Annotated in this window: 18 protein-coding genes; 17 read left to right on the top strand and 1 reads right to left on the bottom strand. The window is 66.5% G+C overall.

From position 1 onward, the window contains the following. Window positions 1-4: 4 nt before the first annotated feature. The 15 genes from secE (at window position 5) to tuf (ending at window position 19389) form a co-directional block, all read left to right on the top strand. Window positions 5-289, top strand: a complete 285-nt coding sequence (secE, locus tag ACZ7M7_RS40090) for a preprotein translocase subunit SecE (RefSeq protein ID WP_234761724.1) — start codon at window positions 5-7, stop codon at window positions 287-289. An 80-nt stretch (window positions 290-369) separates the two neighbouring features. Continuing rightward, complete coding sequence (gene nusG / locus ACZ7M7_RS40095) at window positions 370-1179, top strand: transcription termination/antitermination protein NusG (protein ID WP_369272840.1); 810 nt, start codon at window positions 370-372, stop codon at window positions 1177-1179. Between the two features lie 192 nt (window positions 1180-1371). Beyond that, complete coding sequence (gene rplK, locus ACZ7M7_RS40100; protein ID WP_028805116.1) at window positions 1372-1806, top strand: 50S ribosomal protein L11; 435 nt, start codon at window positions 1372-1374, stop codon at window positions 1804-1806. Window positions 1807-1884: 78 nt separating this feature from the next. After that, on the top strand, window positions 1885-2610 hold the full coding sequence (gene rplA, locus ACZ7M7_RS40105; RefSeq protein ID WP_383615500.1) for a 50S ribosomal protein L1: 726 nt from the start codon (window positions 1885-1887) through the stop codon (window positions 2608-2610). 138 nt (window positions 2611-2748) lie between these two features. Next, window positions 2749-3555 (top strand): SCO4651 family lipoprotein, encoded by an 807-nt coding sequence (locus ACZ7M7_RS40110; RefSeq protein ID WP_472125818.1) that lies wholly within the window; start codon window positions 2749-2751, stop codon window positions 3553-3555. Window positions 3556-3620: 65 nt separating this feature from the next. Beyond that, window positions 3621-4493 carry an SCO4651 family lipoprotein gene (locus ACZ7M7_RS40115; protein ID WP_472125821.1) on the top strand — a complete coding sequence of 291 codons (873 nt, stop codon included), beginning with the start codon at window positions 3621-3623 and terminating at the stop codon, window positions 4491-4493. A gap of 290 nt (window positions 4494-4783) precedes the next feature. Next, window positions 4784-5314, top strand: a complete 531-nt coding sequence (gene rplJ, locus ACZ7M7_RS40120; RefSeq protein ID WP_215119470.1) for a 50S ribosomal protein L10 — start codon at window positions 4784-4786, stop codon at window positions 5312-5314. Between the two features lie 114 nt (window positions 5315-5428). Further along, on the top strand, window positions 5429-5818 hold the full coding sequence (gene rplL / locus ACZ7M7_RS40125) for a 50S ribosomal protein L7/L12 (protein ID WP_062706819.1): 390 nt from the start codon (window positions 5429-5431) through the stop codon (window positions 5816-5818). 605 nt (window positions 5819-6423) lie between these two features. Continuing rightward, window positions 6424-9909 (top strand): DNA-directed RNA polymerase subunit beta, encoded by a 3486-nt coding sequence (gene rpoB, locus ACZ7M7_RS40130; protein WP_472125826.1) that lies wholly within the window; start codon window positions 6424-6426, stop codon window positions 9907-9909. 98 nt (window positions 9910-10007) lie between these two features. Next, window positions 10008-13907: a DNA-directed RNA polymerase subunit beta' gene (locus tag ACZ7M7_RS40135; RefSeq protein WP_369272845.1), complete on the top strand. Its 3900-nt coding sequence runs from the start codon at window positions 10008-10010 to the stop codon at window positions 13905-13907. Window positions 13908-14093: 186 nt separating this feature from the next. Further along, window positions 14094-14678, top strand: coding sequence for a DUF1707 and DUF4190 domain-containing protein (locus ACZ7M7_RS40140; protein ID WP_472125829.1), 585 nt, complete (start codon window positions 14094-14096; stop codon window positions 14676-14678). 352 nt (window positions 14679-15030) lie between these two features. Next, entirely contained in the window at window positions 15031-15402 is a 372-nt protein-coding gene (gene rpsL, locus ACZ7M7_RS40145; RefSeq protein ID WP_003948652.1) for a 30S ribosomal protein S12, read from the top strand. 2 nt (window positions 15403-15404) lie between these two features. Further along, window positions 15405-15875 carry a 30S ribosomal protein S7 gene (gene rpsG / locus ACZ7M7_RS40150; protein WP_003992340.1) on the top strand — a complete coding sequence of 157 codons (471 nt, stop codon included), beginning with the start codon at window positions 15405-15407 and terminating at the stop codon, window positions 15873-15875. A gap of 39 nt (window positions 15876-15914) precedes the next feature. Continuing rightward, complete coding sequence (fusA, locus tag ACZ7M7_RS40155) at window positions 15915-18041, top strand: elongation factor G (RefSeq protein WP_383615486.1); 2127 nt, start codon at window positions 15915-15917, stop codon at window positions 18039-18041. A 154-nt stretch (window positions 18042-18195) separates the two neighbouring features. Then, window positions 18196-19389, top strand: a complete 1194-nt coding sequence (tuf, locus tag ACZ7M7_RS40160) for an elongation factor Tu (RefSeq protein WP_383633408.1) — start codon at window positions 18196-18198, stop codon at window positions 19387-19389. A 96-nt stretch (window positions 19390-19485) separates the two neighbouring features. Here tuf and ACZ7M7_RS40165 read toward each other — a convergent pair whose 3' ends face one another. Next, entirely contained in the window at window positions 19486-20031 is a 546-nt protein-coding gene (locus tag ACZ7M7_RS40165) for a hypothetical protein (RefSeq protein WP_362388448.1), read from the bottom strand. A gap of 269 nt (window positions 20032-20300) precedes the next feature. Here ACZ7M7_RS40165 and ACZ7M7_RS40170 point away from each other — a divergent pair, with 269 nt between their 5' ends. Together ACZ7M7_RS40170 and ACZ7M7_RS40175 are read left to right on the top strand one after the other, a co-directional pair. Beyond that, the gene (locus ACZ7M7_RS40170; RefSeq protein ID WP_472125833.1) at window positions 20301-20888 is read left to right on the top strand and encodes an LbetaH domain-containing protein; all 588 of its coding nucleotides are present in this window, start codon (window positions 20301-20303) and stop codon (window positions 20886-20888) included. Window positions 20889-20911: 23 nt separating this feature from the next. After that, entirely contained in the window at window positions 20912-22018 is a 1107-nt protein-coding gene (locus tag ACZ7M7_RS40175; protein ID WP_472125836.1) for a glycosyltransferase, read from the top strand. The last annotated feature ends 74 nt before the right edge of the window (window positions 22019-22092 follow it).

Here is a 22092-nt window from a genome sequence, read left to right on the forward strand (position 1 = left end):
ACGAGTGACGGACGCCGTGGGCTCCATCGACATGCCTGATGCCCAGGACGAGGCGCCTGAGTCCAAGAAGACCCGTAAGGGTGGCAAGCGCGCCAAGAAGGGCCCGCTGAAGCGACTCGCGCTCTTCTACCGCCAGATTGTCGCGGAACTCCGCAAGGTTGTCTGGCCGACGCGTAACCAGCTGACGACGTACACCACAGTGGTGATCATCTTCGTCGTCATCATGATCGGTCTCGTGACCGTGATTGACTATGGGCTCGACAACGCAGCCAAGTACGTCTTCGGCTGAGCCAAGAGCGAAGGGCGCCGTGGTTACCGGCGCCCCTTTCGCATGTTCCACCCCTATGTATCCAGGAAGAAGCAGCCACCGTGTCTGACCAGAACCTGAACGACGCCGTCGAGCCGGACGAGTCCGTGGAAGACGAGCTCGACATCGTCGAGGGCGCGGACGAGGACCTGGACGAGGTCGAGGCTGCCGATGCCGAGGCGGGCGAGCCCGCCGAGGAAGCCGCGCTGCACGTCGAGGACGAGGAAGAGGCCCCCGAGGAGGAGGCCGAGCCCGTCGACCCCGTCGCCGCCTTGCGCGAGGAGCTCCGCACGCTGCCCGGCGAGTGGTACGTGATCCACACCTACGCCGGCTACGAGAACCGCGTGAAGACCAACCTGGAGCAGCGCGCCGTCTCGCTGAACGTCGAGGACTACATCTTCCAGGCCGAGGTGCCGCAGGAAGAGGTCGTCCAGATCAAGAACGGCGACCGCAAGACGATCAAGCAGAACAAGCTCCCGGGTTACGTCCTGGTCCGCATGGACCTCACCAACGAGTCCTGGGGTGTCGTCCGCAACACCCCCGGCGTCACCGGCTTCGTGGGCAACGCCTACGACCCGTACCCGCTGACCCTGGACGAGATCGTCAAGATGCTCGCCCCGGAGGCCGAGGAGAAGGCCGCCCGCGAGGCCGCCGAGGCCGAGGGCAAGCCCGCTCCGCAGCGCAAGGTCGAGGTCCAGGTGCTGGACTTCGAGGTCGGCGACTCGGTCACCGTCACCGACGGCCCGTTCGCCACGCTGCAGGCCACGATCAACGAGATCAACGCCGACTCGAAGAAGGTCAAGGGCCTCGTCGAGATCTTCGGCCGCGAGACCCCGGTCGAGCTCAGCTTCGACCAGATCCAGAAGAACTAGCCCCTTCCGGGCCGCTTCGGTCCCTTCTGGACACACCGCTTCCGAGCAGGTCAGATCGGCTCTCGTAGCTGCTCTGACCTGCTCGGTTTTTGGCCGCGCATGGATACCCGTTATCGTTGTGCGGTATGCCTCCATCCGGATGATCCGGATTGGATGGCTGAACACTCTCACTAAGACCCGGAGAGAGAGCACATGCCTCCCAAGAAGAAGAAGGTCACGGGGCTCATCAAGCTCCAGATCCAGGCCGGCGCGGCCAACCCGGCTCCGCCGGTCGGCCCCGCGCTGGGTCAGCACGGCGTCAACATCATGGAGTTCTGCAAGGCCTACAACGCCGCGACCGAGTCGCAGCGCGGTTGGGTCATCCCGGTGGAGATCACGGTCTACGAGGACCGTTCCTTCACCTTCATCACCAAGACTCCGCCGGCCGCCAAGATGATCCTCAAGGCCGCGGGTGTTGAGAAGGGCTCCGGCGAGCCGCACAAGACCAAGGTCGCCAAGATCACCGAGGCGCAGGTCCGCGAGATCGCCACCACCAAGATGCCCGACCTCAACGCCAACGACCTGGACGCCGCCGCGAAGATCATCGCCGGCACCGCCCGTTCCATGGGCATCACGGTCGAGGGCTGATCCCCACCTTCCCAGCAGAAGTGAGTGGCAGGGCCTGCTCGGCCCGGACCACAACTCCTAAGAAACCCAGGAGCAGTAGTGAGCAAGCGCAGCAAGACTCTCCGCGCTGCGGACGCCAAGATCGACCGGGACAAGCTCTACGCCCCGCTCGAGGCCGTCCGTCTCGCCAAGGAGACGTCCGCGACCAAGTTCGACGGCACCGTCGAGGTCGCCTTCCGTCTGGGTGTCGACCCGCGCAAGGCCGACCAGATGGTCCGTGGCACCGTGAACCTTCCGCACGGCACCGGTAAGACCGCCCGGGTCCTGGTCTTCGCGACCGGTGACCGTGCCGAGGCCGCGACTGCCGCGGGCGCCGACATCGTCGGCTCCGACGAGCTCATCGACGAGGTGTCGAAGGGCCGTCTGGACTTCGACGCCGTCGTCGCCACCCCGGACCTCATGGGCAAGGTCGGCCGCCTCGGCCGCGTGCTCGGTCCGCGTGGCCTGATGCCGAACCCGAAGACCGGCACCGTCACCCCCGACGTTGCCAAGGCCGTCACCGAGATCAAGGGCGGCAAGATCGAGTTCCGCGTCGACAAGCACTCGAACCTGCACTTCATCATCGGCAAGGCGTCCTTCGACGACACCAAGCTGGTGGAGAACTACGGCGCCGCGCTGGAGGAGATCCTCCGTCTGAAGCCGTCCGCCGCCAAGGGTCGCTACATCAAGAAGGCCGCCATCACCACCACGATGGGCCCCGGCGTTCCTGTCGACCCGAACCGCACCCGCAACCTCCTCGTCGAGGAGGACCCGGCCGCGGTCTGAGCCATCGGCTCACCAGGCTCGAAACGGGCCCCGCACCCTTCCCGGGTGCGGGGCCCGTCCCTGTCTTCCCCTTTGTCTCCTCTGTTTGTCAGTGCCCTGGGTTAACGTGCATTCACGGGATTCGCACTGGGGGGACGAATGACGAGCACGAGGGCGCGCCGGCGGGCGTTGTGGGTCGCGCTGCTGACCGCGCTGACGGCCCTGCCCGCCTGTACGTCCTCCGACGGCCCCGGCGAGGCGGACCGGACCGCGCCCGCCCGCGCCGTGACGGCAGCCCTGCGCACCGTCGAGCGGTCCACCGGTCAGGCCGAGTCCGCCCGCGTCAGGTCCACGACCACCATGGGCTCGACGCTGTCCATGAAGGCCGACGGCACCCTCGCCTGGAGCGACGGCCTCACGGGCACTCTGACGATCACCTACACCGGCGGCACGACGGCAGAGGCGATGCGCCGCCTCGGCACCACGTCGATGGAGGCCCGCTACCTCCCCGACGCCTACTACGCGCGCATGGGCGACAAGTTCGCCGAGAAGACCGGCGGCAAGCACTGGATCAAGTACGCCTACGAAGACCTGGACGACCTCGCCGGCAGCTCCGGAGCCGCTCTCGCGGACCAGATGCGGGGGACCGCGCCGCATACGTCCGTGAAGCTGCTGCTGTCCTCCACGGACGCACGCAAGGTCGGCGAGGAGACGGTGAGCGGCGAGCACACCAGGCACTACTCCGGCACGGTGCAGGGGCAAGGCGTCGCCGAGCAGACCGTCGACATATGGGTCGACGACCGGGACCTGCTGGTCAAGAAGGTCGAGAAGGGCCGGACGGCCACGGGAGCGATGACCCAGACCGCGTACTACAGCGACTACGGAGTGAAGACCGAGGTCGACAGACCTGCGGCGGGGGACACGGCGGACCTCAAGGAGCTGCTGAAGAGCTCCGAGCGCCGCTGACTGTCGGCTCCTTGGCTCTCACACATGAGCCGTGAATTCAAAGACCGTTCCTTGGGGGGGAACCAATGCGGGAATCAACGCGGCTTGGCGTGCGCGCCTTCGTGCCGCGCCAGGCGGTGGGCGTCGGCCTTGCCGCGGTGCTGCTGGCCGGCTGCGGGACCGGAGTCGGCGCGGAGTCGTCCGCGGGCTCACCGGCCGCCGGCGCCGTCGCGCGGGCCGTGGAGAAGTCCGAGGGCGTCACATCCCTCAGCTACCGGATCACCGGCCAGTTTCCCGAGCGAGGGCGAATAGCGGACGAGGCGACCGTCCGTACGACGCAGCCGGTGGCAGCGCGCCTCAGGACGGCCAATCTGAGCGGCGATCAGCAGGGCGAGTCCGAGCTGAGGTTGGTCGACGGGGTGCTGTACGGCAGCGCGACCGACGACATGGTCAAGGAGATGAGCGGCCGGCACTGGGTCAGCTACGGCCCGAAGGCCAAGTTCACCACGCACGGCGGTCTGCGCATGAACGTCGGCGGCCTGCGCGACCAGGTCAGCCGCAACCCGGCCCGGGAAGCCGCCTTCCTGGCAGCCGCCGAGGACGTGAAGCGGATCGGCTCCGAGAAGGTCGACGGCGCGGGCACCACGCGCTACTCGGGGACGGCGACCGTCGACGAGTTCCGCGCCTCCCTGAGCGAGGTGAAGGACAAGACCGCCCGGGAGGGGCGCGAGAACAGCCTCGACCAGTACGAGAAGCTGGGCGTGGACGAGCTCACCCTCGATGTGTGGATCGACGGCGATGACCACATCAAGCGGCTCCGCACCCAGGGCTTCGGGCGCCACGGCACGCTCGACCTCACCTTCACCTTCCTCGACCACGGCAAGGCGGTGACGGTCAGGGCGCCACGCGCCGACGACACCGCGGACCTGCGCAAGCCCCTGAAGGAGAACGGGAGCTGAGCACAGTAGGGGCGGATTTGCCTGACGGCGATTCCGTCCCGTACTCTCCTACAGAAGCCAAAGACCGCTGGTCGTTGCCGTGCGCTCGCGAGAGGGTGCGGTGGCCGAAGGATCCGCTGAAAATTGCGGGCGACCCGCGCAGGTGACTGTGGAAGAACTCCCGGAGTGCGTACGTCCCGTATGTGCCGCCGGTCGAGTCCGCCCCGTGCGCCTGCGCCGGGGCGTTTCGTTTTCCCCAGTCCTCCTTCGGGTCCGCGCGGTCCGAATCACCCGGAAGGAGGCCGAGGCTCATGGCGAGGCCAGACAAGGTCGATGCCGTCGAGGAGATGCGGGACAAGTTCCGCAACTCCAATGGCGCCGTCGTTACCGCGTACACCGGTCTCACCGTGGCGCAGCTGCAGCAGCTGCGTCGTTCACTCGGTGAGAACGCTAACTACCGTGTGGCGAAGAACACGCTGACCAAGATTGCGGCCAATGAGGCCGGGATCAACACGATCGACGACCTCTTCACGGGTTCGTCGGCCGTCGCCTTCGTGACCGGTGACCCGGTCGAGGCGGCGAAGGGTCTCCGCGACTTCGCCAAGGACAACCCCAACCTCGTCATCAAGGGCGGTGTCCTTGACGGCAAGGCGCTGTCCGCCGACGACATCAAGAAGCTTGCGGACCTCGAGTCCCGCGAGGTTCTGCTCTCCAAGCTGGCCGGTGCCATGAAGGGCAAGCAGTCCCAGGCTGCCTCTGTCTTCCAGGCGCTGCCGTCGAAGCTCGTCCGGACCGTGGACGCGCTCCGTGCCAAGCAGGACGAGCAGGGCGGTGCCGAGTAACTCGGCTCGCACACTGGCCCCCGCTGCCTGAACGCGGAGGCCACAGCGGGCCGACGTACGCCCGCCACACCCAGTACATCCGGCACCTGCCGATTTAGTGGAAGGACCGCCATCATGGCGAAGCTCAGCCAGGAAGACCTGCTCGCGCAGTTCGAGGAGATGACCCTCATCGAGCTCTCCGAGTTCGTGAAGGCGTTCGAGGAGAAGTTCGACGTCACCGCCGCCGCTGCCGCGCCGGTCGTCGTCGCCGGTGGTGCCGCTGGTGGCGCCGCCGCCGAGGCCGTCGAGGAGAAGGACGAGTTCGACGTCATCCTCACCGGCGCCGGCGACAAGAAGATCCAGGTCATCAAGGTCGTGCGTGAGCTGACCTCCCTGGGCCTGAAGGAGGCCAAGGACCTCGTGGACGGCGCCCCGAAGCCCGTTCTCGAGAAGGTCGCCAAGGACGCCGCCGAGAAGGCCGCCGAGTCCCTCAAGGGCGCCGGCGCCTCCGTCGAGGTCAAGTAAGACCTTCCCGGTCCTACTGGTCGACCACGACCTTCGCGCTTGCTGAAAGACAGTCCTCCGGGGCTGTAACGCAGTCGCACCGAAGAGCGATCATCCATTCGGGTGGTCGCTCTTCGGCGTTCCTGGGGGCGCGGCCACGGTTGCCTTGCGCCCGCTACGGCGAGGGGTATGGTGATCTTCGTCGTGTCCCTGGGCGCCTCAGCGTGGGGCATGGGGGCCTTGACGAACCGCACGCAGCGCGCAATTCTCAGGACGCGTCGTCACAAGGATCCGAATCCGAGGCATGGATCGGCGGCGAAGAGGGCAGTATCAACGTGCGTTGAGGGCGAGCATGCCGAGGGCGTTGAGAACGAGGGCGTTGAGAACAACGAGGGTCGCGAAAAACCCGCACTGGACATCAGTGTGCCAAGTGGCTACACTGACCCTTTGCGCTGCCTGTTAGCTGTCCCCTGCCCGTCACCAGGGGCATGCCCTCGCTTGAGCACCGATGACCGGACCTCCCTGACCTGGCCATTCTTTGGTCGGAGAAGGAAACGCCTGTCTCTGTGTCCCTGTGAGGGGCCGGTACGCGCGTAGTGAGTCCGAGCCCTCGGAAGGACCCCCTCTTGGCCGCCTCGCGCACTGCCTCGACCGCGAATACGAACAACGGCGCAAGCACCGCCCCGCTGCGCATCTCCTTTGCAAAGATCAAGGAGCCCCTCGAGGTTCCCAACCTGCTCGCGCTGCAGACCGAGAGCTTCGACTGGCTGCTCGGCAACACCGCCTGGCAGAGTCGGGTCGAGGCGGCTCTGGAGTCGGGTCAGGACGTCCCCACGAAGTCCGGTCTGGAGGAGATCTTCGAGGAGATCTCCCCGATCGAGGACTTCTCCGGGTCGATGTCGCTGACGTTCCGCGACCACCGTTTCGAGCCGCCGAAGAACAGCATCGACGAGTGCAAGGAGCGCGACTTCACGTACGCCGCTCCGCTCTTCGTGACGGCTGAGTTCACCAACAACGAGACCGGCGAGATCAAGTCCCAGACGGTCTTCATGGGCGACTTCCCGCTCATGACCCACAAGGGCACCTTCGTCATCAACGGCACCGAGCGTGTCGTGGTGTCCCAGCTGGTCCGCTCGCCCGGCGTCTACTTCGATTCCTCCATCGACAAGACGTCCGACAAGGACATCTTCTCGGCCAAGATCATCCCGTCCCGGGGTGCCTGGCTCGAGATGGAGATCGACAAGCGCGACATGGTCGGTGTCCGCATCGACCGCAAGCGCAAGCAGTCCGTGACCGTTCTGCTCAAGGCTCTCGGTTGGACGACCGAGCAGATCCTCGAGGAGTTCGGCGAGTACGAGTCCATGCGCGCCACCCTGGAGAAGGACCACACCCAGGGCCAGGACGACGCACTGCTCGACATCTACCGCAAGCTGCGTCCGGGCGAGCCCCCCACGCGTGAGGCCGCGCAGACGCTTCTGGAGAACCTGTACTTCAACCCGAAGCGTTACGACCTCGCCAAGGTCGGCCGCTACAAGGTCAACAAGAAGCTGGGTGCTGAGGCTCCGCTCGACGCGGGCATCCTGACCGTCGAGGACATCATCTCGACGATCAAGTACCTGGTGAAGCTGCACGCCGGCGAGACCGAGACGGCCGCGGACAACGGTCAGACGATCGTTGTCGAGACCGACGACATCGACCACTTCGGCAACCGTCGTCTGCGCAGCGTCGGCGAGCTCATCCAGAACCAGGTCCGCACAGGTCTGGCGCGTATGGAGCGAGTCGTCCGCGAGCGCATGACGACCCAGGACGTCGAGGCGATCACGCCGCAGACCCTGATCAACATCCGGCCGGTCGTCGCCTCCATCAAGGAGTTCTTCGGCACCAGCCAGCTGTCGCAGTTCATGGACCAGAACAACCCGCTGTCGGGTCTCACCCACAAGCGCCGTCTGTCGGCTCTTGGCCCGGGTGGTCTCTCCCGTGAGCGGGCCGGCTTCGAGGTCCGTGACGTGCACCCGTCTCACTACGGCCGTATGTGCCCGATCGAGACTCCTGAAGGCCCGAACATCGGTCTGATCGGTTCGCTCGCCTCGTACGGCCGCGTCAACGCGTTCGGTTTCGTCGAGACGCCGTACCGCCGGGTCACCGACGGTGTCGTCACCGACGAGGTCGACTACCTGACGGCCGACGAAGAGGACCGCTTCGTCATCGCGCAGGCCAACGCCACGCTCAACGACGACATGCGGTTCACCGAGAACCGCGTCCTGGTCCGCCGCCGTGGCGGTGAGGTCGACTACGTCGCCGGTGACGACGTGGACTACATGGACGTCTCGCCGCGCCAGATGGTGTCGGTCGCGACCGCCATGATCCCGTTCCTCGAGCACGACGACGCCAACCGTGCCCTCATGGGCGCGAACATGATGCGTCAGGCCGTGCCGCTGATTAAGTCCGAGTCCCCGCTCGTCGGCACCGGCATGGAGTACCGCTCCGCGGTCGACGCCGGCGACGTGGTCAAGGCCGAGAAGGACGGTGTGGTCCAGGAGGTCTCCGCGGACTACATCACCACCGCCAACGACGACGGCACGTACATCACGTACCGCCTGGCCAAGTTCTCCCGGTCCAACCAGGGCACCTCGGTCAACCAGAAGGTCATCGTCAACGAGGGCGACCGGATCATCACGGGCCAGGTGCTCGCCGACGGTCCCGCCACCCAGAACGGCGAGATGGCGCTGGGCAAGAACCTGCTCGTGGCGTTCATGCCGTGGGAGGGTCACAACTACGAGGACGCGATCATCCTGTCGCAGCGCCTCGTGCAGGACGACGTCCTCTCCTCGATCCACATCGAGGAGCACGAGGTCGACGCCCGTGACACCAAGCTCGGCCCCGAGGAGATCACCCGGGACATCCCGAACGTCTCCGAGGAGGTCCTCGCCGACCTCGACGAGCGCGGCATCATCCGTATCGGTGCCGAGGTCATCGCCGGTGACATCCTCGTCGGCAAGGTCACGCCCAAGGGTGAGACCGAGCTGACGCCGGAGGAGCGCCTGCTGCGCGCGATCTTCGGTGAGAAGGCCCGTGAGGTCCGTGACACCTCGCTGAAGGTGCCGCACGGCGAGACCGGCAAGGTCATCGGCGTCCGCGTCTTCGACCGCGAGGAGGGCGACGAGCTTCCCCCCGGTGTGAACCAGCTGGTGCGCGTGTACGTGGCGCAGAAGCGCAAGATCACCGACGGTGACAAGCTTGCCGGCCGACACGGCAACAAGGGTGTCATTTCCAAGATCCTGCCCATCGAGGACATGCCGTTCCTCGAGGACGGGACCCCGGTCGACATCATCCTCAACCCGCTGGGTGTGCCGTCCCGAATGAACCCGGGACAGGTCCTGGAGATCCACCTCGGCTGGCTCGCCAGCCGCGGCTGGGACGTCTCCGGCCTCGCGGAGGAGTGGGCGCAGCGCCTCCAGGTGATCGGCGCCGACTCCGTCGCCCCCGGCACCAACGTCGCGACCCCGGTCTTCGACGGTGCGCGTGAGGACGAGCTCGCCGGTCTGCTCGAGCACACGATCCCGAACCGCGACGGCGAGCGCATGGTGCTCCCGACCGGTAAGGCCCCGCTGTTCGACGGCCGCTCGGGTGAGCCGTTCCCGGAGCCGATCTCGGTCGGCTACATGTACATCCTGAAGCTGCACCACCTGGTCGACGACAAGCTCCACGCCCGTTCGACCGGCCCGTACAGCATGATCACCCAGCAGCCGCTGGGTGGTAAGGCCCAGTTCGGTGGCCAGCGCTTCGGTGAGATGGAGGTGTGGGCGCTGGAGGCATACGGCGCCGCGTACGCCCTCCAGGAGCTGCTGACCATCAAGTCCGACGACGTCACCGGCCGCGTGAAGGTCTACGAGGCCATCGTCAAGGGCGAGAACATCCCCGAGCCCGGCATCCCCGAGTCCTTCAAGGTGCTCATCAAGGAGATGCAGTCGCTCTGCCTGAACGTGGAGGTGCTGTCCAGCGACGGTATGTCCATCGAGATGCGTGACACCGACGAGGACGTCTTCCGCGCTGCGGAGGAGCTCGGCATCGACCTGTCCCGGCGCGAGCCGAGCAGCGTCGAAGAGGTCTGACGGGAGTCCGGCGGGGCCCTTACCCACAGGGCCCCGCCGACCCCCAGGCCCCCGTTTCAGACCCCAAGACTTACAACCCTGAGAGGGATTGACGCATAGTGCTCGACGTCAACTTCTTCGATGAGCTCCGGATCGGTCTGGCCACCGCTGACGACATCCGTCAGTGGAGCCACGGCGAGGTCAAGAAGCCCGAGACCATCAACTACCGCACCCTCAAGCCCGAAAAGGACGGACTCTTCTGCGAGAAGATCTTCGGTCCGACCCGGGACTGGGAGTGCTACTGCGGCAAGTACAAGCGTGTCCGCTTCAAGGGCATCATCTGTGAGCGCTGCGGCGTCGAGGTGACTCGCGCCAAGGTGCGTCGTGAGCGGATGGGCCACATCGAGCTGGCCGCGCCTGTCACCCACATCTGGTACTTCAAGGGTGTCCCGAGCCGGCTGGGCTACCTGCTCGACCTGGCTCCCAAGGACCTCGAGAAGGTCATCTACTTCGCGGCGTACATGATCACGTACGTCGACGAGGAGCGCCGTACCCGCGACCTGCCCTCCCTGGAGGCGCACGTCTCCGTGGAGCGTCAGCAGGTCGAGAACCGTCGCGACGCCGACCTCGAGGCCCGCGCCAAGAAGCTCGAGACCGACCTGGCCGAGCTGGAGGCCGAGGGCGCCAAGGCCGACGTGCGCCGCAAGGTGCGCGAGGGTGCCGAGCGCGAGATGAAGCAGCTGCGTGACCGTGCGCAGCGCGAGATCGACCGTCTCGACGAGGTGTGGACCCGGTTCAAGAACCTCAAGGTCCAGGACCTCGAGGGCGACGAGCTGCTCTACCGCGAGCTGCGTGACCGCTTCGGCACGTACTTCGACGGCTCGATGGGTGCCGCGGCGCTGCAGAAGCGCCTGGAGTCCTTCGACCTCGATGAGGAAGCCGAGAAGCTCCGCGAGATCATCCGTACCGGCAAGGGCCAGAAGAAGACCCGTGCGCTCAAGCGCCTGAAGGTCGTCTCCGCGTTCCTGCAGACCAGCAACAGCCCCAAGGGCATGGTGCTGGACTGCGTGCCGGTCATCCCGCCGGACCTTCGCCCGATGGTGCAGCTGGACGGTGGCCGCTTCGCGACCTCCGACCTGAACGACCTGTACCGCCGTGTGATCAACCGCAACAACCGTCTGAAGAGGCTCCTCGACCTCGGCGCGCCCGAGATCATCGTCAACAACGAGAAGCGCATGCTTCAGGAGGCTGTTGACGCCCTCTTCGACAACGGTCGCCGTGGTCGCCCGGTCACCGGTCCGGGTAACCGCCCGCTGAAGTCCCTCAGCGACATGCTGAAGGGTAAGCAGGGTCGATTCCGTCAGAACCTGCTCGGTAAGCGTGTGGACTACTCCGCGCGTTCCGTGATCGTCGTCGGTCCGCAGCTGAAGCTGCACCAGTGCGGTCTGCCCAAGGCGATGGCGCTGGAGCTCTTCAAGCCGTTCGTGATGAAGCGCCTGGTCGACCTGAACCACGCGCAGAACATCAAGAGCGCGAAGCGCATGGTGGAGCGCGGCCGCACGGTCGTGTACGACGTCCTCGAAGAGGTCATCGCCGAGCACCCGGTTCTGCTGAACCGTGCTCCCACCCTGCACCGCCTCGGCATCCAGGCCTTCGAGCCGCAGCTGGTCGAGGGCAAGGCCATCCAGATCCACCCGCTCGTCTGCACCGCGTTCAACGCGGACTTCGACGGTGACCAGATGGCCGTGCACCTGCCGCTGTCCGCGGAGGCGCAGGCCGAGGCCCGCATCCTGATGCTGTCCTCGAACAACATCCTCAAGCCCGCCGACGGCCGTCCGGTGACGATGCCGACCCAGGACATGGTCCTCGGTCTGTTCTTCCTCACCACCGACAGCGAGATGCGGAACGTGAAGGGCGCGGACCGCGGCTTCTCGTCCGTGGCCGAGGCGATCATGGCCTTCGACGCCGGCGAGCTCTCGCTCCAGTCGAAGATCGACATCCGCTTCCCGGTAGGCACCATCCCGCCGCGTGGCTGGACGCCGCCCGCCCAGGAAGAGGGCGAGCCGGAGTGGCAGCAGGGTGACAGCTTCCGTCTGAAGACCACGCTCGGCCGTGCGCTCTTCAACGAGCTGCTGCCCGAGGACTACCCGTTCGTCGACTACGAGGTCGGCAAGAAGCAGCTCTCCGAGATCGTCAACGACCTCGCCGAGCGGTACCCGAAGGTCATCGTGGCGGCGACGCTCGACAACCTGAAGGCGTCCGGCTTCTACTGGGCCACCCGTTCCGGCGTCACCGTCGCCATCTCCGACGTCGTCGTTCCCGAGGCGAAGAAGGAGATCGTCAAGGGTTACGAGGCGCAGGACGAGAAGGTCCAGAAGCAGTACGAGCGCGGTCTGATCACCAAGGACGAGCGCACGCAGGAGCTCATCGCGATCTGGACCAAGGCGACCAACGAGGTTGCCGAGGCCATGAACGAGAACTTCCCGAAGACCAACCCGATCTTCATGATGGTGAACTCGGGTGCGCGAGGCAACATGATGCAGATGCGTCAGATTGCCGGTATGCGTGGTCTGGTGTCGAACGCGAAGAACGAGACGATTCCGCGTCCGATCAAGGCCTCGTTCCGTGAGGGCCTGTCCGTGCTGGAGTACTTCATCTCCACGCACGGTGCCCGTAAGGGTCTGGCGGACACCGCCCTTCGTACCGCCGACTCCGGTTACCTCACCCGTCGTCTGGTCGACGTCTCCCAGGACGTCATCATTCGCGAGGAGGACTGCGGCACGGAGCGTGGCCTCAAGCTGGCCATCGCCGAGCGCGGCGCGGACGGCGTGCTGCGCAAGGCGGACAACGCCGAGACCAGCGTGTACGCGCGCTGCCTCGCCGAGGACATCGTCGTCGACGGCAAGGTGCTCGCCCCGGCGGGCGTCGACCTCGGTGACGTCCTCATCGACCAGCTGGTCAAGGCCGGCATCGAGGAGGTCAAGACCCGCTCGGTCCTGACCTGTGAGTCCGCCGTCGGCACCTGCGCCATGTGCTACGGCCGCTCGCTCGCCACCGGCAAGCTGGTCGACATCGGTGAGGCGGTCGGCATCATCGCCGCCCAGTCCATCGGTGAGCCCGGTACCCAGCTGACGATGCGTACCTTCCACACCGGTGGTGTGGCCGGTGACGACATCACCCAGGGTCTGCCGCGTGTCGTCGAGCTCTTCGAGGCCCGTACCCCGAAGGGTGTCGCCCCGATCTCCGAGGCCACCGGCCGCGTCCGGATCGAGGAGACCGAGAAGACCAAGAAGCTCGTCGTCACCCCGGACGACGGCAGCGACGAGACGGCGTTCCCGATCTCGAAGCGTGCCCGACTCCTGGTCAGCGAGGGCGAGCACGTCGAGGTGGGCCAGAAGCTCACCGTGGGTGCCACCAACCCGCACGACGTGCTGCGCATCCTGGGTCAGCGTGCCGTCCAGGTCCACCTGGTCGGCGAGGTCCAGAAGGTCTACAACTCGCAGGGTGTGTCGATCCATGACAAGCACATCGAGATCATCATCCGGCAGATGCTGCGCCGCGTGACGATCATCGAGTCCGGCGACGCCGAGCTGCTGCCCGGCGAGCTGGTCGAGCGCTCGAAGTTCGAGACCGAGAACCGTCGTGTGGTCCAGGAGGGCGGTCACCCGGCCTCCGGTCGTCCGCAGCTGATGGGTATCACCAAGGCCTCGCTGGCGACGGAATCCTGGCTGTCGGCCGCCTCCTTCCAGGAGACGACCCGAGTCCTGACGGACGCGGCGATCAACGCCAAGTCCGACAGCCTCATCGGCCTCAAGGAGAACGTCATCATCGGTAAGCTCATCCCGGCCGGTACGGGTCTGTCCCGCTACCGGAACATCCGGGTCGAGCCGACCGAGGAGGCCAAGGCCGCGATGTACTCGGCCGTCGGCTACGACGACATCGACTACTCGCCGTTCGGCACCGGCTCCGGCCAGGCCGTTCCGCTGGAGGACTACGACTACGGTCCGTACAACCAGTAAGCGAGCAGCCTGAGTCAGGCACAGTCGAGGGCGGTCACCTTCCGGGGTGGCCGCCCTTCGGCGTGTGTGGCTTGTTTCCGGGCCGTCGCGGGCCGTCTCCGGGTTTTCTCCGGGCAGACCCCGATGCCCTCGATGCCGGTTCGGCGCATCATGGAGGGACTCCGACCACAACGGGGGAGGTGCTCCATGACGCATCCGTCGTGGCAGCCGGGGCAGCCGTGGCAGCCATGGAAGGGCAGCAGCGCGCCGCAGCCGTGGCCCGGCGCCGGCGCCCCGCAGCCATGGACGAGCCCGAGCGCGCCGTCGATGCTCGCCTCGCACGCCGACCGGGAGCGCGCCGTGGACGTGCTCAGAGCCGGCTACGGCGAGGGGCGGCTGGAGCAGCCCGAGTTCGAGCAGCGGGTCTCGCGGGCCTACACGGCCCGTACGGTGGGGGAGCTGGCCCTGCTCGTCGCCGACCTGCCCCAGGGCCCCATGCCGCACCCGGCGCCCGTGATGCCCGTACCACCGACGTTCCTGGCGACGCCCAGGCCGCCGACGAACGGCAAGGCTGTCGGTTCGGCGGTCTGCGGGGTGCTGTGTCTCGTGAGCTTCGGTCTGACCGGCATTCCGGCCGTCGCCCTGGGGCACGCCGCACGCGCCGAGATCCGCCGCACCGGCGAGGGCGGCGACGCCCTCGCCCTCACCGGCCTGGTGCTGGGGTGGCTGTCGACCGCGGCCTGGGCGGCCATGCTCACGCTGATGATCGTCGCTGCCGCCTTGTCCGCATGACGGCTGCGAGCGATCGTCCCGTCGATCCTGGGATGTGGCGCTGACATGCCAGGATCGCCGATTCGAAGATCAAACACGGCGTACGGTCTTGACATCGGCCGTATGGCGATGCGGGCGAGGCCCATTTGTTTTGACCGCAGCGAATGAGGTAGGTACGCTCAGACCTTGTGCCTGGGGTGTGCCCTGGCTCTCGTGCGTGCCTTCACCCGCATCGCGAGCTGTGAGCGGCCACCGTAATCTGTGCTGTTTTCGCCTTGCGGCGGGAGTCCGCCGGATTCGACACACCCGACCGCGTGGGTCGGCGACGTTCCAGGTTAGCTTCACCATTCGGCACACAGAAACCGGAGAAGTAGTGCCTACGATCCAGCAGCTGGTCCGTAAGGGCCGGCAGGACAAGGTCGAGAAGAACAAGACGCCCGCACTTGAGGGTTCCCCTCAGCGTCGTGGCGTCTGCACGCGTGTGTTCACGACCACCCCGAAGAAGCCGAACTCGGCCCTGCGTAAGGTCGCGCGTGTGCGTCTGACCAGCGGGATCGAGGTCACCGCTTACATTCCGGGTGAGGGACACAACCTGCAGGAGCACTCCATCGTGCTCGTGCGCGGCGGCCGTGTGAAGGACCTGCCGGGTGTTCGCTACAAGATCATCCGTGGCTCCCTCGACACCCAGGGTGTCAAGAACCGCAAGCAGGCCCGTTCCCGCTACGGCGCCAAGAAGGAGAAGTAGAAATGCCTCGTAAGGGCCCCGCCCCGAAGCGCCCGGTCATCATCGACCCGGTCTACGGTTCTCCTCTGGTGACGTCGCTCATCAACAAGGTGCTGCTGAACGGCAAGCGCTCCACCGCCGAGCGCATCGTCTACGGCGCCATGGAAGGTCTGCGTGAGAAGACGGGCAACGACCCGATCATCACGCTGAAGCGCGCGCTGGAGAACATCAAGCCGACCCTCGAGGTCAAGTCCCGCCGTGTCGGTGGTGCGACGTACCAGGTTCCGATCGAGGTCAAGCCCGGTCGTGCCAACACGCTCGCGCTGCGCTGGCTCGTCGGCTACTCCCGCGCCCGTCGCGAGAAGACCATGACCGAGCGTCTGCTCAACGAGCTTCTCGACGCTTCGAACGGCCTCGGTGCGGCCGTCAAGAAGCGCGAGGACACGCACAAGATGGCCGAGTCCAACAAGGCCTTCGCGCACTACCGCTGGTAGTCGCTACCCACATCGAGACCGAGAGAAGACTGAAGCCTTATGGCTACCACTTCACTTGACCTGGCCAAGGTCCGCAACATCGGGATCATGGCCCACATCGACGCGGGCAAGACGACCACCACCGAGCGGATCCTCTTCTACACCGGCGTCAGCTACAAGATCGGTGAAGTCCACGACGGCGCGGCCACCATGGACTGGATGGAGCAGGAGCAGGAGCGTGGCATCACGATCACCTCTGCTGCCACCACCTGTCACTGGCCGCTCGAGGACAACGACTACACGATCAACATCATCGACACCCCCGGGCACGTCGACTTCACGGTCGAGGTGGAGCGCTCGCTGCGCGTCCTCGACGGTGCTGTCACGGTGTTCGACGGTGTCGCCGGTGTTGAGCCGCAGTCCGAGACGGTGTGGCGTCAGGCCGACCGTTACGGCGTGCCGCGCATCTGCTTCGTGAACAAGCTGGACCGTACCGGCGCCGAGTTCCACCGCTGCGTGGACATGATCTCGGACCGCCTGGGTGCCGTGCCGCTCATCATGCAGCTGCCGATCGGTGCCGAGATGGACTTCAAGGGCGTTGTGGACCTGGTCCGCATGAAGGCGCTCGTGTGGTCCGCCGAGGCCGCCAAGGGCGAGATGTACGACGTCGTCGACATCCCGGCCACGCACGCCGAGGCCGCCGAGGAGTACCGCGGCAAGCTGGTCGAGGCCGTCGCGGAGAACGACGACGAGATCATGGAGCTGTTCCTGGAGGGCCAGGAGCCCACCGAGGAGCAGCTGTACGCCGCGATCCGTCGCATCACCATCGCGTCCGGCAAGTCCGACGGCGTCACCGTCACCCCGGTGTTCTGTGGCACCGCGTTCAAGAACAAGGGCGTCCAGCCCCTGCTCGACGCGGTCGTGCGCTACCTGCCGACCCCGCTCGACGTCGAGGCCATCGAAGGCCACGACGTGAAGGACCCCGAGGTCGTCGTCAAGCGCAAGCCGTCCGAGGACGAGCCGCTGTCCGCCCTGGCGTTCAAGATCATGAGCGACCCGCACCTCGGTAAGCTCACCTTCGTCCGGGTCTACTCGGGCCGCCTGGAGTCCGGCACTGCCGTGCTGAACTCCGTCAAGGGCAAGAAGGAGCGCATCGGCAAGATCTACCGCATGCACGCGAACAAGCGTGAGGAGATCGAGTCGGTGGGCGCCGGCGACATCATCGCCGTCATGGGCCTGAAGCAGACCACCACCGGTGAGACGCTGTGCGACGACAAGCAGCCGGTGATCCTGGAGTCCATGGACTTCCCGGCGCCGGTCATCCAGGTCGCCATCGAGCCCAAGTCGAAGGGTGACCAGGAGAAGCTGGGCGTCGCGATCCAGCGCCTGGCCGAGGAGGACCCGTCCTTCCAGGTCCACTCGGACGAGGAGACCGGCCAGACCATCATCGGTGGTATGGGCGAGCTGCACCTCGAGGTGCTGGTCGACCGTATGCGCCGTGAGTTCAAGGTCGAGGCCAACGTCGGCAAGCCGCAGGTCGCCTACCGCGAGACGATCCGCAAGGCCGTCGAGCGCGTCGACTACACGCACAAGAAGCAGACTGGTGGTACCGGCCAGTTCGCCAAGGTGCAGATCGCGATCGAGCCGATCGAGGGCGGCGACGCCTCGTACGAGTTCGTGAACAAGGTGACCGGTGGTCGTATCCCGAAGGAGTACATCCCTTCGGTCGACGCCGGTGCGCAGGAGGCCATGCAGTTCGGCATCCTCGCCGGTTACGAGATGACCGGCGTGCGCGTCACCCTCATCGACGGTGGCTACCACGAGGTCGACTCCTCGGAGCTCGCCTTCAAGATCGCCGGTTCGCAGGCCTTCAAGGAGGCCGCGCGCAAGGCCAGCCCTGTGCTCCTTGAGCCGATGATGGCCGTCGAGGTCACCACGCCCGAGGACTACATGGGCGAGGTCATCGGCGACATCAACTCCCGCCGTGGCCAGATCCAGGCCATGGAGGAGCGGGCGGGTGCTCGCGTCGTGAAGGGCCTCGTGCCCCTCTCGGAGATGTTCGGTTACGTCGGCGACCTGCGCAGCAAGACGTCCGGCCGTGCCAGCTACTCCATGCAGTTCGACTCCTACGCCGAGGTTCCGCGGAACGTCGCCGAGGAGATCATCGCGAAGGCCAAGGGCGAGTAACGCACCGCGTTCACACGCTTTAGGCTTGACTCCGGAGCCTTGAGGGGCAAACACCCGCAAACACGGATGTTTGCCCCGAGGCCCGGGCTTTCCAGCAAAGATCACCTGGCGCCGATGAAGCAAGGCGTTCAGAACCACTCCACAGGAGGACCCCGTGGCGAAGGCGAAGTTCGAGCGGACTAAGCCCCACGTCAACATCGGCACCATCGGTCACATCGACCACGGTAAGACGACCCTTACGGCCGCCATTACCAAGGTGCTGCACGACGCGTACCCGGACCTGAACGAGGCCTCGGCCTTCGACCAGATCGACAAGGCTCCCGAGGAGCGCCAGCGCGGTATCACCATCTCCATCGCGCACGTCGAGTACCAGACCGAGACGCGTCACTACGCCCACGTCGACTGCCCCGGTCACGCGGACTACATCAAGAACATGATCACCGGTGCTGCCCAGATGGACGGCGCCATCCTCGTGGTCGCCGCCACCGACGGCCCGATGCCGCAGACCAAGGAGCACGTGCTCCTGGCCCGCCAGGTCGGCGTTCCGTACATCGTCGTCGCCCTGAACAAGGCCGACATGGTGGACGACGAGGAGATCCTGGAGCTCGTCGAGCTCGAGGTTCGTGAGCTGCTCTCCGAGTACGAGTTCCCGGGCGACGACCTGCCGGTCGTCAAGGTCTCGGCGCTCAAGGCCCTTGAGGGCGACAAGGAGTGGGGCAACACCGTCCTCGAGCTCATGAAGGCCGTGGACGAGAACATCCCGCAGCCCGAGCGTGACGTCGACAAGCCGTTCCTGATGCCGATCGAGGACGTCTTCACGATCACCGGTCGCGGTACGGTCGTCACCGGCCGTATCGAGCGTGGTGTCCTCAAGGTCAACGAGACCGTCGACATCGTCGGCATCAAGACCGAGAAGACCACCACCACGGTCACCGGCATCGAGATGTTCCGCAAGCTGCTCGACGAGGGTCAGGCCGGTGAGAACGTCGGTCTGCTCCTCCGTGGCATCAAGCGCGAGGACGTCGAGCGCGGCCAGGTCATCATCAAGCCCGGTTCGGTCACGCCGCACACCGAGTTCGAGGCCCAGGCCTACATCCTGTCCAAGGACGAGGGTGGCCGCCACACGCCGTTCTTCAACAACTACCGTCCGCAGTTCTACTTCCGTACGACTGACGTGACCGGTGTTGTGACCCTCCCCGAGGGCACGGAGATGGTCATGCCGGGCGACAACACTGAGATGACCGTTGAGCTCATCCAGCCCGTCGCCATGGAAGAGGGCCTGAAGTTCGCCATCCGTGAGGGTGGCCGGACGGTCGGCGCCGGCCAGGTCACCAAGATCAACAAGTAGTCTTGTTGGTTTGACCTGGTAGCTCCAGCGCGAGCTCCTGAAGGGGCCCGTACGACTTCTGTCGTACGGGCCCCTTTGCTGTGTGCCTCTAGGGCGTCAGGTGTTGCTGCCGTCCGGGACGACGCAGAACGCCACGTGGCTGATGTCGGTGATGGCGTTGCCGGGAGGATTGAGCTGAGCGTGGAGATCCTCGTCGGCTTCGATCTGGCCGGCCGGCGTGCCCGTGTAGTCGTAGAGGTTGGCTCCTCCTACGTTTGCCGGACCGCCCTTGACGATGACTCCGACAACGGCGAAGGGGCCGTCGACGCTGAAGCTCAGCAGCTGCCCGTCCGGCTCCTCTGTTCTCTGCGTGACGCCCAGGGTGATCGTGCCCTGCCCGTTGATGTCCAGGACCTCCCCGTTCGCCGGCTCGTTGTCCGTGTCGAACTCTTCGGAGTCGGCGAACTGCTCGAAGTCGTCACAGTCCGGGTTGTCGGCAACCTCTTCGGGCGCCACGGCTGCCCCCAGCTGAGGCCCCGGGACGGCCGCCGCGGTGCCTGCCGTGAAGGTGACCGCCAGGGCCGTGGTCAGGCCGAGGCCGACGCAGCGCGCTCCCCATCTCGCTCGTGCCGACCGCGTGGCCGCTCGACTGGTTACTCGCACGATTAGTGCTCCTTTTGCTCGGAATCTTCCTGATTGCACCCTTGTGGGCAGTCTGATTAATTGCACAATCGGATCGGCGTCAGTCCCCGAGGGTTCCTTTTCGTGGGCCGTCCGAGGTCCAGGGCACCGGAAAGGGCGAGTGTCGGTACGGCGGATGCGCCGGGCAGTCGAGGGCGTGGGCAACACGCCTGTATGTGCTGGTGCTTGCGATGCGGTCATAGTAAATACACGTAAATACAGTTTCTTCGCATTTCGGGAAGGGCGCCGCCATGTCAGAGACCGCTGCGCCGCCTGGTGGGGGCGCCCGTGCGGGCCAGGCCCATCACAGGGCCGCCGTCGAGCGTTCCCTGCGGGGTTTCACAGGGGCGGGCTACGACAAGGGGCGGCCCTGGCTGGTCCAGGCTGCGTGGTTCGCCGTACTGCATCTCGTGTTCCGCAAGTGGTGGTTCCCGGCCCGCTGGCGGCCGGCGGTGCTGCGGGCGTTCGGTGCGCGGATCGGGCGGCGGGTGCTGATCCGGCACGGTGTCCGGGTGCACTGGCCCTGGCGGCTGGCTGTCGGCGACGACGTGTGGATCGGTGAGGGTGCCTGGTTGCTGAACCTGCAGCCGATCACCATCGGCAGCGATGTGTGTGTCTCGCAGGACGCGTTCCTGTGCACCGGAAGTCATCAACACCGCAGTCCCACCATGGAGTTCGACAACGGGCCGATCCGTCTGGAGCCCGGATCGTGGGTCGCGGCCCGGGCCGTCGTACTGCGCGGCGTGACCGTCGGCCGTAGCGCGGTGGTCGGTGCTTCGGCGGTCGCCCACCGGGACGTCTCTCCCGGTGCCGTCATCACCCGTGGGGCAGCGGCATGAGGCTTGTCCATGTGGTGACGCTCGTGAGCGACGACGGAGCGTACGGCGGTCCCACGAGCGTGGCCGCCGGGCACCTTGAGGAGTGCGCTGCCCGTGGCCACGAGGTCACGCTGGTGTCGCTGTGGCGTGGCAGGTCCTCGGCGCCGAAACGGCTCGGCTCGGTGCCGCTGCGGACGCGTCCGGCTCGCTCGCTGCTCCCGGGGCGTTTCACCGGGCTCATGCATCCGCTGCTGGTCAGGGACCTGTGGGTGTCAATGGGCAGGGCCGACGTGGTTCACGTGCACGCGGGGCGCGACCTTGTCTCCCTCGCGGCGCTCGCCATCGCCGCGCTGCGCCGCAAGAAGTTCTTCGCACAGACGCATGGCATGGTGCAGCCCCGGCGCGCGGCCGTCGCCAGGCTCTTCGACCGCCTCTACGTGCCGCTGCTGCGGCGGGCGCAGGGCTGCCTGGTTCTCACCGAGCACGAGCGCAGGGCAGTCGCCGAGGTCATCGGTGCCGACGGTCCGCCGCTGATGACCCTGCCCAACGGGGTGCGTCCCGAGCCCGGGGGAGGGGCGGAGCACCCGCGGCGCGAGCGGGAGGTGCTCTTCCTCGCCAGACTGCACCCGCGCAAACGCCCGGAGGCGTTCGTCGAGATGGCGGCTCTGGTGCACCGGCGGATGCCCGAAGCCCGGTTCACCATCCACGGGGCGGACGAGGGGATGCTGCCGACGGTGCGCCGGCTGATCGCCGCCCATGGGCTGCAGGGCACCGTCTCCTACGGCGGGGCGCTGCGGCACCCGGAGGCGGTACGGGCGTATGCGAGGGCGGCGGTCTACGTGCTGCCCAGCGTTGACGAACCCTTCCCGATGACCGTGATGGAGGCCCTCTCGGCGGGCACCCCCGTGGTGTGCACGGACAGCTGCGGCATCGCGGACGAGCTGGCTCGCCGGGGCGCGGCGATGGTCACCGACGGCAGTCCGGAAGAGCTGGCCGACGCGGTGTGCGGTGTGCTGGCCGACGACGCCAAGCGGGACGCCCTCGTGGCGGCGGGGCATCGCGCCGTCCGGGAGGCGTTCTCGATTCATGCGGTGACGGATCGGCTGGAGGCGATCTATCGGGGTGTGTGTCACGCCCCCTCTCGGGACTAGCTCGCGCGCGGACGACTCCGAGAATTCGGTACGCGGTTGCTCCTCCCGTTGCCCGTTCACGCACGAGGTCAGGT

Source organism: Streptomyces sp. NPDC111606, assembly GCF_055656945.1.